Origin of the sequence: Yersinia sp. 2466 StPb PI, from assembly GCF_041538325.1 — a bacterium.
Taxonomy (GTDB): Bacteria; Pseudomonadota; Gammaproteobacteria; order Enterobacterales; family Enterobacteriaceae; genus Yersinia; species Yersinia enterocolitica_E.
Genome location: NZ_JAULSL010000001.1, coordinates 4,146,344 through 4,158,674, shown reverse-complemented (window position 1 = coordinate 4,158,674; position 12,331 = coordinate 4,146,344). Strand labels below are relative to the sequence as shown.

Below are 12,331 nucleotides of genomic sequence, written 5' to 3'. Positions count from 1 at the left end.
TTTTAATTTTTACCTTTTAGAAGCTTTCTTAACCATGATTTTCTCTTGTTTGATAAATCAATGGTTATGCCTAATGTGTATTTAGCCAATTCGGTTATTATGGTTTTCTTTCGGCCAAAGTAATTTTTATCACTTAATGATTCCGTTGTTTTATGTATGAAAGGGATTCGTATATCTATCTTACGCCCAAGTAATGACGGGATATCTGAAGTATCCAGCATATCTCTTGTTATTGGTCTGCTTTCATTTAAACAGACTAATAGTCGGGTTGCTTGCCTGTTGTCTCGTTTAAATTTTTCATAAATATCAATAAACGTTTTAGCGACACGGACTGACATCATACTATTATCAAGCAATACGATAATGCAATTAGCGTGTTCTATATAATCAGTGAGTTTTTCTTTCGGTACGTTATGAATCGGTTGATCAAATACAATAAAATTGTGCTTTATATCTCTGTGTCCATCAATTTCAGCTATATCTTGCCCTTTACCAAACATAAGAGATAAATTATTTTGATATTCGGTTATTTCTGTAACCATCTTTTTTTCTGTAACAAGATCAAGATCCTGAGATCCATTATTGCCCTGTAATAATAGAGTTGGTGATTGCTTTATCTGTGTGATCGCGGTTGCTAAGTGATAACTGATCAGGGTGGTTCCGATGCCTCCCTTACAGCCCAATATACTGATAAAAAAGGCTTTCCTTTCAGACTCGATAGGGATGTCTTTGAGTAAATGTTGCGTCAATTCAGACAACTGCGACTTTATATTTAAGTATAATATGCCACGCTGAATGAATTGTTGGGCGATACCAATTGAATCAATATCGCCAACTAAAACACACCAACAGTCACGCGGGATAAGAATTTTTATTAAATCTAATGTTTTTTCAATATTATCATTACTCCCGATGTCAATAATAGCACCAATGGTTTTATCGGATAAATTTATTTTTGGCACGAGAAAAATACTCTCATCAAATGATTTAATATCATTAATATCGGCAAGCCTGACTTTCTCCGCGGTTTCTTCGCGCAGCCATTCCCTGCTGGAAATAATAGCAATGGTGTTTTTTATCTTATTATTTTTTTTGTTTATTGCATCTTTGTTAAGAATTAATTGCATATGTCACCATTAAAGGAAATTACTTTGATTGCGTTATTTTGAAAGAATTCTATTTTTATTTACTGCGCATCCTACTTCGCTATCCCGGGACATCCGATAATCATTGCGTTGATATTTGCATCGTCGCTCGTTATCTCTTTGCAAAACAGGTGTAGATAATGACTGGTTTTTATCTGTTGCTAACAAGTCTCTTTTAGCTAATGAACAGGCTTGGTCATTCTCATTTGGCTCGATAATAAATGAGGCATGCACAACGCTAGAGAAAAAAATAACACTGCTAACTATCCATAGTTTCATTTTATGAAACCTCCTTTTCGTAGGAATTCCTTAGCCACTTTTTTCCTTTTTATTTCCATTATATGAGTGAAATTAAATAAGCGTTCCAATGTTGATGTGTGCATAAAATCAGGTAATTCCACATCCTTTCCGGCAACCGGCTTCACCAGGCTGACGGTGGCGACGACCACCAGTTCAGTTTGATTTTTTTGCGTTTGTGCATTGCGAAAGAATGCCCCTAAAATAGGAATATCACCTATGAAGGGGATCTTTTTAAGGGATTCCCGCTCTGATTTACTGATCAATCCACCTAGAATAAAGCTTTCGCCATCACCAAGTTCTAATGTGGTCGCTGCCTTACGTGTGCGTAATGAAGGATAAGCATTACCCCCTTCGACGCTAAAGACTTTATCTACACTACTGACTTCTTCTTCCATACTAATGCGGATACGATTTTTCTCATTTACCTTGGCCGCAATGTTTAGCTTGATACCATAAGTTTTGTATTTAATTACGGTGCTGCTTTGGGTGGTATTAAAAAGTGGTATTTCGCCACCAACTAAAAATGAGGCACTTTCACCGGACAGTACCGATAGATTGGGTTCGGCCAGAATACGTGCAATTGAGTCATCATTAATGGCATGAACTAATGTACTAATTCCGGTGGCATTGAACTTTAAAAATTGAAAGGAGCCAACGGATGCTTCGTTGATACTGCTCCAATCTACCCCTATATTCTCACTAAAGTCTTTAGTCACCTCTGCAATGGTTAATTTCACATTTACTTGGTTAGATTCAGGGAGTTTAATCTTATTAATTATCCCTAAGTAATTAGGGTTATTAAAATGTTGGTCTTCGCGATTTTTCTCTCTTTTCTTGTTTATTGCTTCACCGACAATAGCTGCAATAGTGTCTTTCGCCTCTTCTGACTCTGCCTTACCCGTCAGCAGATAGCCATTACCAATTTTATTGATTTCTATGTTGCTATCAGGATATTCAATTTTTATTCTCTGATATGCTGAAGTAATGATGTCATTTACCATGACGGCAGTTTTTATCATTGGATTATTATCTTTATTAAATAAGATAAACTCTGCTATTCCTTCTTTTTTTGCATAAACAATAATGCTATTTTTACCAATCAGTTCATAATCAGCAATAGCAGCGGCAGAGACAAAAACAGTATCAATCGCCTCATCTGTTTTTATTATATATGACTCGCCTGATGATAAATAAACAGGCTTGGCATATGCATGATTGACAACTATTTGGCAGGTTGCAATGGCGAAGAGTAAAAACAGTTTATTCCAACTGATATATTCTGGCCTGGGTGTTCTCATCCTCTTAGCTCTCTTGTTATGCGTAGTTTAGGTATGATGTCATATATATTTGTTGATTGATTATTGCCAGTAACTATACTCGGCGCCAGAACGATATCTCCCGACTTTTCTGCGATATGAATGATGTCAAGTTCCTCTCTTTTAATTATGACGGATATATAACCAGTTACGACTTCTCCGGTCTTTTGATTTTTGTTGTTTTTTTCTGGTAATTCGTCTGTCGAATTCTTTTTTATTCTTATTATTCTCATGGCGGGTATGATTTCATTCAACGAAAAGGTTTGACTTTTTTTATCACTCAATTCTTTCGTGTTAATGACTGTGCCACTACTCATGCCTTTATTTTTATCTGTCTCAAGCACTCTTAATTGAAATGAGAGGGAATCACCTACTTGCAATGTATCTAACAAATACCCATTTTTCTGACTAATAGTGAATTTATAAATAATTTCACCTTTCTTTAAATTAAGGTAATTGAATTCATTACTATCGGGTGAAGCCAAAACTACGGGTGTAATATAAGAACCCGCTACAAGGTTTACTTTCAATAAATGACTGTTGATATCTGTTTTTCCTGATATGTTGCTTTTTATTAATTCACTTGATTCAGGTACCATGATGGCTTTTAGTGCATAATCGTTTTGAGTGAGTAGGGTACCTGAAGAGAGATCATGTGTTGACTGTGCCAGGACAATCTCAACTTCTTTTTCTTTATTTAAATCGACGAAATTATAGGGTGTATGCACATCAGGCTTGGTATTGATCATAATGCCGGCAGCCCCGATGGCGACAATCAAAATTGAAAATAATAAAAGAAACTTACGATTCATTAAAATAACCTTGTGTCATTATTAAGTTAATGTGGCTTGATATTTTAGGTGAATAGCGACAATGTAAAACCCGAGGTAATTGCAGCAGCATAGGGAACCCCTCGTTGTTGAATATCGTGTTTGTTAATCAATAAACCTATTATCATTACCACACCGCCCATAATGGCGGTATAGATAATGAAATCTAGTGATTGTTCTGCGGTGAGTGCCAGCAGCAATGCAGTAATGAGTTTTACATCGCCACCACCGATAAGTTTAAAATGAAATATTATATAGCCCATTAGTAAGGAAAAAAGTGGAATGGTGATGTTAACCGTGCTGTTTGTTGTATACCCCAATGCTATGGAACTGAATATAATAGAAATGATAAATTTATTACTGATAATTCGATTACATATATCGCTATAACAAACGAACAGTAGCTGTAATGCTAGCAGTAGTATTAAGGATGATTTTATTATATCCATCATTTTTCCTAAAACAAAAACATGGCAACGATAAGTTGCCATGTGAAAATCCTGATAAATATTAGAATGACGGTGCGACGCTGTTACCCCTATTAGCCCCCTGGCGCTGATACTGCTGTTCTAGCACTAGCAACGGCCCCATTTACTAACTCGATTAGGGTTGGCCTTGCTAACGTAATAAATACGCCCGCTAATGCAATCACCATAACGTACTCAATAATAGAACCACGGGTATCTTTCAGAAATCCTCGGGTTTTAAGTCGAGTAGCAACACAACCTTTATTGATTAAATCCATCATGTTCGTTTTCCTGTTAAATGGTAGGGGAGTATTCCCCATTTTTAAGTTTTAAATGTAAAGAGTCACTGCTCTTTATTTAGCTACTATCCGACTTGATATAATCAGCCTTGCTGGTAGTGACACCTATTTAACGTTTTTTTTCGCTTGCTGGCCTTTTTATTACCATCATTTAATCTTTTTAAATCACCCTCATCTTATTATCACTATCAGAAGTGCGGTTTATCCCCACTAAATAAGATAATAATAATTAGCGTTGAGAGAAATGAGAGCCAGCAGAAAGAGAAAAAGGCCAACAGAGAAATAAGTTTCTTCCAACGGTAACTGTGTAAAAAACTTTGTTGTGTCGCGATAGGTGATATTACGCTAGCCCCTGGCTTGAATGGTTGGGTTACTGGCGCAAGCTGCTCCTTATTAGATGCAGCAGTGATAAGGGGGTCTGCGTGCATTTGTTGTTCAGCTTCATCATTGATGACAATCTGACTAACAGAACCGGTATAGCGGACACCTTTACGTGGGATGGTATGTATAAGTGATTCTTTCAGCCCGACCTGAAGAAATGCTTTTCGCAACATATAGAGCTGCCCATAGTAGCTACTTTCACTTACAGCTCCGCGCTGTTCTTTCCATACCTGATTAATAATCTGCTCTTTTTCTGTTACACCACTAAGTAGCAGTTGTAAAAATCTAAGGTTATTTTCAGTTAATATTACCACCGAACCGTCAGGACCATTTAAGCAACGTTGCGTAGGGGAAAATAGCACCGTTCCTTCTAATTTAAACATAATCTCATTTGTCTCCATACTGATGGTTACCTATCCTATATAAGACGTTATGTGTTCTTTCAGTAATTTAAGATTATTAAGAGTGCCATGCTTTGTCTCTATTCTAATTCTCAATCTTCTTTAAAGGCTATTTGTGTGTATTTTTGCATTTGATAATTATTCTTAACAAGCAGTTAATTTATTTTGTTGTGGTGTTGTTTATTATGTTTCATTACATATTCTTACCTGAATTTCTCTTTTCCTTTTATTTAAAGAGTTAAATAAATTTAGTTTGCTATTATTCTTCTGTTTTTGCTTTTAGTCTTTCATTTTTATAATTTTACTCTATTAAATATAATATTTGTTTTTATTGGTGGCGAAAGTTAATAGACGATGATTTAGCAGGATAAATTTCTCTGGCAGGGCGATAACAACTGGGCTAACCGATATGAATTGATCGCAAGTGATAGTGTGTGGGGTGAAGAGTAAACTGTTAAAGTCTTAATCGCTAAACAGTGATAACTACAGTAGGTACCTTTATGACCATGGATTTATTTGATCAGTTGCCTCATGATCCCTGGATTGAAACGTTAGCGCCCGGTGCGGTTGTTTTACATCATTATGCACGGCAGCAGGCCGCATTATTATTTGCTGATGTTATTGCTATCACCACTGCCGCGCCTTTTCGCCATCTCATCACCCCCGGCGGTTACCGGATGTCGGTTGCCATGAGTAATTGTGGTCAGGTTGGTTGGGTGAGTGATAGGCAAGGTTATCGCTATAGCCCGGTTGATCCTTTGACTGAGAAAAGCTGGCCTGCCATTCCGGCAAGTTTTATGACATTAGCTGTTGATGCCGCGCAACAAGCGGGTTTCTCTCAATTTGAGCCAGATGCCTGCCTGATAAATCGCTACGAGGCAGGGGCTAAATTATCATTACATCAGGATAAAGATGAGCTGGATCTGCGTCAGCCAATAGTCTCGGTATCGCTGGGGCTAGCTGCGGTATTTCAATTTGGTGGGCTGACGCGTGAGGCTAAATGCCAGAGAGTCTTATTAACGGAAGGGGATGTTGTGGTCTGGGGTGGGCCTTCCCGTTTGAACTATCACGGTGTACTGCCATTGAAAGCCGGTTTTTCCGCTACGACCGGCGCTTATCGAATTAACTTAACCTTCCGTCGCACTCGCTGATTTGAGAGGTTATAAGAAAGTGTGAGAATGCCCTCAATCTTATCTGGCAAGAGTAAGGGCGATGAGAGTTTTATTGCTGTTGACTATCTTTTTTATGCAGCAACATATACACCGCAGGAATAACCAGCATCGAAAGCAGTGGTGCACTCACCATCCCGCCAATCATCGGTGCGGCAATACGTTGCATGACCTCTGACCCTGCCCCGCCGCCCCACATAATGGGAAGCAAGCCGGCCATAATAGTGGCGACAGTCATGGCTTTTGGTCGCACCCGCAGCACCGCGCCTTCATGAATAGCTGCACTCATCTGGCTGGCCGTCATAGCAATGCCGGGTTGCTGATGTTTTTTCACCGCCTGATTGAGATACAGCACCATTATTACACCAAATTCAGCGGCCACACCGGCCAGGGCGATAAAGCCCACCGCGGCGGCAACGGAAAAGTTATACCCCAAGCCATACAGCAGCCACACCCCGCCAATCAGTGCGAAGGGAAGCGTCGCCATGATTAATGCGGCATCGCGGACACTGCTGAACGTGACATACAACAAGACAAAAATGATCATCAGGGTAACCGGTAACACAATTTTCAGTTTTGCTGTTGCCCGTTCCAGGTATTCAAACTGCCCAGACCAGCTAAGGGAGACGCCTTCCGGCAGTTCCACTTGTTGTGCCACCGCTTGCTGCATTTCAGTAACGGCTGATTTCAAATCTCGCCCGCGCAGATCAACATAGACCCAGTCAGATAAGCGCGCATTTTCACTTTTCAGCATCGGTGGGCCTTCTGTCACCTTGATACCGGCCAGTTCCGCCAGTGCGACTTGCCCGCCACCGGCAGTCACTACCGGCAAATCACGCAATTTTTGCAGTGAATCACGTATTTCCCGTGGGTAGCGCAGGTTGATTGGATAACGTTCACGCCCTTCAATGGTTTCACCGATGTTTTGCCCGCCAATCACGGTTGCCACCAGTGATTGCAGTTCTTTTACTGAAACGCCATAGCGAGCGGCCCGTTGACGGTCAATGTTAATATCCACATAGCGGCCACCTGCCAGTCGTTCCGAAAGGGCTGAGGTCACACCTGGCACGTTGCGCACCACTTGTTCGATTTGCTGTGCCACCTGCTCAATTTGGTGCACATTTTTGCCATTCACTTTGATCCCAACCGGACTTTTGATACCGGTAGAGAGCATATCCAGCCGATTGCGGATCGGTGGCACCCACAGATTGGCAATACCGGGAACCTTAACGGTGGCGTCCAGTTCTTCGATCAATTTGTCCATGGTCATGCCAGGCCGCCATTGATCCTTGGGTTTAAAACGAATGGTGGTTTCGATCATGGTCAGAGGGGCCGGATCTGTTGCCGTCTCTGCTCTCCCGGCTTTACCAAATACTGTCGCTACTTCCGGTATGGTTTTTATCAAACGATCGGTTTGTTGCAGTAAATGGCTGGCTTCGCGTACCGAAATCCCCGGCAGTGTAGAAGGCATATACAGTAAATCACCTTCATCCAACGCGGGCATAAACTCGCTCCCCAGACGGCTTAATGGATACAGGGTTGCCAGCAGTAATATACCCGCGATAGCCAATGTAGTTTTTGGTCGCGCCAGTACGGCGGTTAACACCGGATGATAAAGGGCGATTAGCCCACGGTTAATGGGGTTGGCATTCTCATCAGGGATTTTGCCGCGAATAAAATAGCCCATTAATACCGGTACTAACGTAATGGCTAACCCCGCCGAAACAGCCATGGCATAGGTTTTGGTAAAAGCCAGCGGAGAGAACATCCGCCCCTCTTGCGCCTGTAATGTAAATACCGGAATAAACGATAAGGTGATGATCAGTAAACTGCAAAACAGCGCCGGACCGACTTCAATGGCCGCCTGCTCTGAAATGCGCCAGTAATCCTGACTGACCGGTGTTTTCCCCGGGTTATCTCGCCGCCATTGCTCCAACACTTTGTGCATATTTTCGATCATCACGATCGCGGCATCCACCATAGCCCCGATGGCGATGGCTATCCCACCCAGCGACATAATATTGGCATTGACCCCCTGATAGTGCATGACGATAAACGCCCCGAGAATCCCCAGGGGCAGGGTGATGATAGCCACCAATGCTGAGCGGAAGTGGAACAAAAACAGTGAACAGATCACCGCCACCACTAAAAACTCTTCCAGCAATTTGAATGATAAGCTGTCGATGGCCTGAGTAATCAGGTGTGAACGATCATATACCGGTACGATTTCTACCCCAGCCGGTAAGCTGCGCTGAATCTGTTGCAGCTTCTCCTTCACGCCGTTAATGGTTTCCAGTGCATTTTTGCCATAGCGCATCACAATGATGCCACCGGCAACTTCCCCTTCACCATTAAGTTCCGCCACGCCACGGCGCATTTCTGGCCCCATCCGCACGGTAGCGACATCGGACAGTAAAATGGGAATACCTGCACGAGCAGTGATCACGATATTCCTGAAATCATCCAGCGTTTTCAGGTAACCGCTGGCGCGCACCATATATTCTGCCGCCCCCATTTCTAGCACCGAACCACCGCCTTCCTGATTACTATCAGTAATGGCGCTGGCAATTTGTTGATGGGATAGATTCAGCGCCCGCATCCGTTCCGGGTCGAGAACGACTTGATATTGGCGCACCATGCCCCCGACACTGGCCACTTCAGAGACATTGGGTACTGTTTTCAACTCAAATTTTAGTGTCCAATCCTGCAAGGCACGCAGATCGGCCAGACTGTGTTTGCCGGTTCTGTCGATTAAGGCATATTCATAGATCCAACCCACCCCCGTGGCATCCGGTCCCAACGAGGCTTTGGCTTCAGCCGGCAAGGTAGCCTGCACCTGACTGAGATACTCCAGCACCCGTGAACGTGCCCAATAAGGATCAGTGCCATCATCAAACAGCACATAGACATAGGCGTCGCCGAACATCGAGAAACCGCGTACGGTTTTAGCACCAGGTACTGATAACATGGTGGTTGTCAGTGGATAAGTCACCTGATCCTCGACCACTTGTGGTGCTTTACCAGGATAACTGACACGGATGATCACTTGGGTGTCTGACAAGTCTGGCAGCGCATCCAGCGGGGTTTGTTGCAGTGACCAAATTCCCCACGCGGCCATCATCACCGCGCCAAGCAGTACCAACAGCCGATTGCGCAGTGACCAGCGGATAATGGCGGCAATCATAGGTGGCTCCTGTGGGTATCGGTGCTGCTATTGCTTGTTACCGGCTGGATTTGGCGGATTTGTGCCCCTTGTTCATTGAGAGTGAAAGTGAAATTAACCTGACTACCAGCAACGATTTCCGGTGATAACGGCTCTGCCGGTAGTTGGAAGTCCATCGTCATCGCTCCCCATTTCAACGCCGCGATCGGGCCATGGGATAAGGTGATTGTTGAGCCGTTGATAGCGGTGACTGTTCCTTGCACCGAGTAGATATCAACAGGTGCTACGGCAGTGTTATTCGCTGTTGGCGTGGTATTCTCAGTTAAGGCGGGGGTATCCTCCATTTGTGGCAGAGCGCTTTGCAGACTGGCTTCTGAATCAATCAGGAATTGGCCTGAGGTCACCACCAACTGACCGGCGTTTAGCCCGGATTTTATCTCTGTCCAGCCGTCCTGAGTTTGCCCGGTACTGACATCCACCGGCTTAAAGTAGCCATTAGCTTCAGCCAGCAGCACCCGGTTACTATTGCCTGACATCAGCAAGGCTTCTTGTGGAATAGCCAATACCGGTTTTAGATTATCTGCTGGCGCGGATTGTACATTCAGGTACATGCCCGGTTTCAGCTTTTGTTGCGGGTTTTCCAGGACGATGCGCGCTTTTAAGGTGCGGGTAGCGAGATCCATATTAGGTAATAGCTCGCTGACGGTGCCGTGGAAGGTTTCACCCGGCCAACTGGCGGTCGTGGCGGCAATCGTACTGCCGATAGTGACTAAACTGGCTTGTGATTGCGGATAGTCCACCACTATCCATACCGGATCAAGGCTGGCTAACTCAAACAGTGATTGTGTCGCAGTCACTTGTGAACCGGCCCGAATATCCAACTTACTCACATAACCCTCAGACGGAGATCGTAATGTGACCCGCGTTTGCGGCTGGCCGCTTTTTTCGACACTGCGAATCACCTCTTCTGGCATAAATTGCAGTTGTAGCCGTTGGCGAGCGGCGGCCGTTAATTGGCTATCACCCAAGGTGCGGATTGCCAGATACTCTTGTTGCGCGGCACTCCAATCGGGAACCCATAATTGCGCCAATGGCTGATTTTTACTGACCGGTTGTTGATTGGCGCGTACATACAATTGTTCAATAATGCCGTTAGCCCGCGCCGCGATAACCTGCACGCTGCGCTCATCGGTTGCCACTGTGCCGTAACCGGCAAGACGATAGTTGAGTGATCGCATTTCCACCGCGGCAGTGCGCACGCCTAAATTCTGCTGTTGGCGGGGGCTGATGCTAACGCCGCCCTGCGCTACGGCTTCATCGGCATAGCGCGGCACCAACTCCATATCCATAAATGGCGATTTGCCAGGTTGGTCGAAACGCTGACCGGGGGACATAGGATCATACCAATACAGCACCTTACGGCTATTTTTTGCTGGTGTTTTTTCAACCACTATGGCTGCCGTGGTGGAGTGTTCTGAGGTGGGTTTAGCCAACAGATAACCGGCAACGCCACTGATCACGGCGACGGCCACCAGCGTCAAACTAGATAGCTTTTTCATCGCATGCTCTCCTGCGGGGTCAGATAACGGATGGCAGCCCAGGTACGGGCTAACTCTCTGGCGGCATTACTGGTATTGAGCTGGCTATCGAGCAGGGAGCGCCGTGCTTCCAGCACACTGCTTAAATCGCTTTTATTGGCCTGATACTGCGCCATAACCAATTTAACCCGTTGTTTTTGCAGTGGTATAACTTCATCAGTCTGACGCTGCCATAATTGCTGTGTGGCCTGATATTGCGCCAGCAGAGTATCGAGTTGCGCCCGGTGGTCGCGGGTGAGTAATGTAAGCTGGTCGTTGGCTTCCATTGAGCGCGACACATCGGCGGCATAGTCTTTATCCTGACGTTGTGAGCGGAATAGTGGCAAATCAACAGTGATCATGACGCCCGCCATATCGTCATACTCGTCAGCTCGTTTAGCGTAATAGACTTCGATCCCAACGTCCGGTGTGGCGGCAATGGCTGATTGTGCGGAGCGGGCTTTGGCAACGTCAGCTTCACGGCTGGCAAGCAATACTTCAGGGTGCTGTTGGATGGCATCACGCAACACGGTGATATCCGCCGGTAGGCGGGCGAAAGGAGGCAACGGGCCGCTGATATGCTTGACCTCTACACCGGTCAACTGCGTCAATTGGGTTTGTGCCAAGGCAACATCACGTTGTGCGGTGGTCAATCTATCCTGCATGGCAGATAACGTCAGGCGCGCATCCAATACACTGCTGGGTAATGCACCACCACTGGCAACACCGGCCCGTTGCAATGCGACCTGTTTTTCGCTTTCTTTTACCAGCACTTGCGCTGCGCCCACCGCCTGTTCGGTCAGGGCGAGATCAAGCCACGCCTGAGCCGTCTCTTTTTGCAGCCTGGTGCGGATAGTTTCACTGCCTGCTGCCGTTTTGCGCGCTTCAGCACTCAGGGTATCAGCCTTTCTTTGTCGCTTATCACTACTGATATAGTCCTGCATGATACCGACCCGCTGCATGGTCATGCCCTCGCGGGTGAAGCGGCGGGCATTACTGCCGCCGACGGGGAGGTTTTCAATACCAAACTTCAATTTTGGATCGGGCAGTTGCGTGGCTGAACTGGCCATATTCTCCAGTGCATTGACCTGATGCTGATTAGCTGACAGCTCAGCCGAGTAGCGTTCAGCGGAGGCCAACGCCTGTTCCAGTGTGATATCTGCCGCGTAGCTCACCGCTGGCAGCGTGAAAAGTGCCGCCATTAACAGTGCGGTAAATCCGAATGGCAGCGCAGCCGTGGGGCGCACCTGCTGTGGGTGATTCAGTAAAGGGGTCATCATTAT

At 45.0% G+C, this 12,331-nt stretch carries 11 protein-coding genes; 1 reads left to right on the top strand and 10 read right to left on the bottom strand.

Features of this window, described 5'->3' with window-relative positions:
* Positions 1 to 2: 2 nt before the first annotated feature.
* The 7 genes from Q2T72_RS18800 to Q2T72_RS18770 all read right to left on the bottom strand — a co-directional run bounded on the left by Q2T72_RS18800 (position 3) and on the right by Q2T72_RS18770 (position 5,139).
* Positions 3 to 1,127, bottom strand: coding sequence for a pilus assembly protein CpaE (locus Q2T72_RS18800; protein WP_372569668.1), 1,125 nt, complete (start codon positions 1,125 to 1,127; stop codon positions 3 to 5).
* Between the two features lie 33 nt (positions 1,128 to 1,160).
* Positions 1,161 to 1,424: a hypothetical protein gene (locus Q2T72_RS18795; RefSeq protein WP_083162429.1), complete on the bottom strand. Its 264-nt coding sequence runs from the start codon at positions 1,422 to 1,424 to the stop codon at positions 1,161 to 1,163.
* Positions 1,421 to 2,743: a type II and III secretion system protein family protein gene (locus tag Q2T72_RS18790; protein WP_372569667.1), complete on the bottom strand. Its 1,323-nt coding sequence runs from the start codon at positions 2,741 to 2,743 to the stop codon at positions 1,421 to 1,423. Before Q2T72_RS18790 ends, Q2T72_RS18795 begins: the two co-directional genes overlap by 4 nt.
* Positions 2,740 to 3,573, bottom strand: coding sequence for a tight adherance operon protein (locus Q2T72_RS18785; protein ID WP_372569666.1), 834 nt, complete (start codon positions 3,571 to 3,573; stop codon positions 2,740 to 2,742). The genes Q2T72_RS18790 and Q2T72_RS18785 overlap by 4 nt, the downstream gene beginning before the upstream one ends.
* Before the next feature lie 44 nt (positions 3,574 to 3,617).
* Entirely contained in the window at positions 3,618 to 4,040 is a 423-nt protein-coding gene (locus tag Q2T72_RS18780; protein ID WP_083164057.1) for a prepilin peptidase, read from the bottom strand.
* Positions 4,041 to 4,132: 92 nt separating this feature from the next.
* A complete protein-coding gene (locus tag Q2T72_RS18775; RefSeq protein WP_372569665.1) occupies positions 4,133 to 4,339 on the bottom strand; it encodes a pilus assembly protein in 207 nt (68 codons plus the stop codon).
* 206 nt (positions 4,340 to 4,545) lie between these two features.
* On the bottom strand, positions 4,546 to 5,139 hold the full coding sequence (locus tag Q2T72_RS18770) for a transcriptional regulator (RefSeq protein ID WP_372569664.1): 594 nt from the start codon (positions 5,137 to 5,139) through the stop codon (positions 4,546 to 4,548).
* Positions 5,140 to 5,639: 500 nt separating this feature from the next.
* Here Q2T72_RS18770 and alkB point away from each other — a divergent pair, with 500 nt between their 5' ends.
* Positions 5,640 to 6,290, top strand: coding sequence for a DNA oxidative demethylase AlkB (alkB, locus tag Q2T72_RS18765; RefSeq protein ID WP_372569663.1), 651 nt, complete (start codon positions 5,640 to 5,642; stop codon positions 6,288 to 6,290).
* A gap of 70 nt (positions 6,291 to 6,360) precedes the next feature.
* On the opposite strand, the gene Q2T72_RS18760 is transcribed toward alkB, so the two are convergent.
* Genes Q2T72_RS18760 through Q2T72_RS18750 form a run of 3 tightly spaced genes read right to left on the bottom strand, consistent with a single transcriptional unit; the run spans position 6,361 to position 12,325 of the window.
* The gene (locus tag Q2T72_RS18760; RefSeq protein ID WP_372569662.1) at positions 6,361 to 9,492 is read right to left on the bottom strand and encodes an efflux RND transporter permease subunit; all 3,132 of its coding nucleotides are present in this window, start codon (positions 9,490 to 9,492) and stop codon (positions 6,361 to 6,363) included.
* Positions 9,489 to 11,030: an efflux RND transporter periplasmic adaptor subunit gene (locus Q2T72_RS18755; protein ID WP_372569661.1), complete on the bottom strand. Its 1,542-nt coding sequence runs from the start codon at positions 11,028 to 11,030 to the stop codon at positions 9,489 to 9,491. Before Q2T72_RS18755 ends, Q2T72_RS18760 begins: the two co-directional genes overlap by 4 nt.
* The gene (locus Q2T72_RS18750; protein WP_372569918.1) at positions 11,027 to 12,325 is read right to left on the bottom strand and encodes a TolC family protein; all 1,299 of its coding nucleotides are present in this window, start codon (positions 12,323 to 12,325) and stop codon (positions 11,027 to 11,029) included. The genes Q2T72_RS18755 and Q2T72_RS18750 overlap by 4 nt, the downstream gene beginning before the upstream one ends.
* Between the last annotated feature and the right edge of the window lie 6 nt (positions 12,326 to 12,331).

Bases quoted from the DNA above. Each gene is read 5' to 3' on its own strand.
- Q2T72_RS18800 (WP_372569668.1), bottom strand. From the start codon at position 1,127: ATGCAATTAATTCTTAACAAAGATGCAATAAACAAAAAAAATAATAAG.
- Q2T72_RS18775 (WP_372569665.1), bottom strand. From the start codon at position 4,339: ATGATGGATTTAATCAATAAAGGTTGTGTTGCTACTCGACTTAAAACC.
- Q2T72_RS18790 (WP_372569667.1), bottom strand. From the start codon at position 2,743: ATGAGAACACCCAGGCCAGAATATATCAGTTGGAATAAACTGTTTTTA.
- Q2T72_RS18770 (WP_372569664.1), bottom strand. From the start codon at position 5,139: ATGGAGACAAATGAGATTATGTTTAAATTAGAAGGAACGGTGCTATTT.
- Q2T72_RS18785 (WP_372569666.1), bottom strand. From the start codon at position 3,573: ATGAATCGTAAGTTTCTTTTATTATTTTCAATTTTGATTGTCGCCATC.
- alkB (WP_372569663.1), top strand. From the start codon at position 5,640: ATGACCATGGATTTATTTGATCAGTTGCCTCATGATCCCTGGATTGAA.
- Q2T72_RS18780 (WP_083164057.1), bottom strand. From the start codon at position 4,040: ATGGATATAATAAAATCATCCTTAATACTACTGCTAGCATTACAGCTA.
- Q2T72_RS18760 (WP_372569662.1), bottom strand. From the start codon at position 9,492: ATGATTGCCGCCATTATCCGCTGGTCACTGCGCAATCGGCTGTTGGTA.
- Q2T72_RS18750 (WP_372569918.1), bottom strand. From the start codon at position 12,325: ATGACCCCTTTACTGAATCACCCACAGCAGGTGCGCCCCACGGCTGCG.
- Q2T72_RS18795 (WP_083162429.1), bottom strand. From the start codon at position 1,424: ATGAAACTATGGATAGTTAGCAGTGTTATTTTTTTCTCTAGCGTTGTG.
- Q2T72_RS18755 (WP_372569661.1), bottom strand. From the start codon at position 11,030: ATGAAAAAGCTATCTAGTTTGACGCTGGTGGCCGTCGCCGTGATCAGT.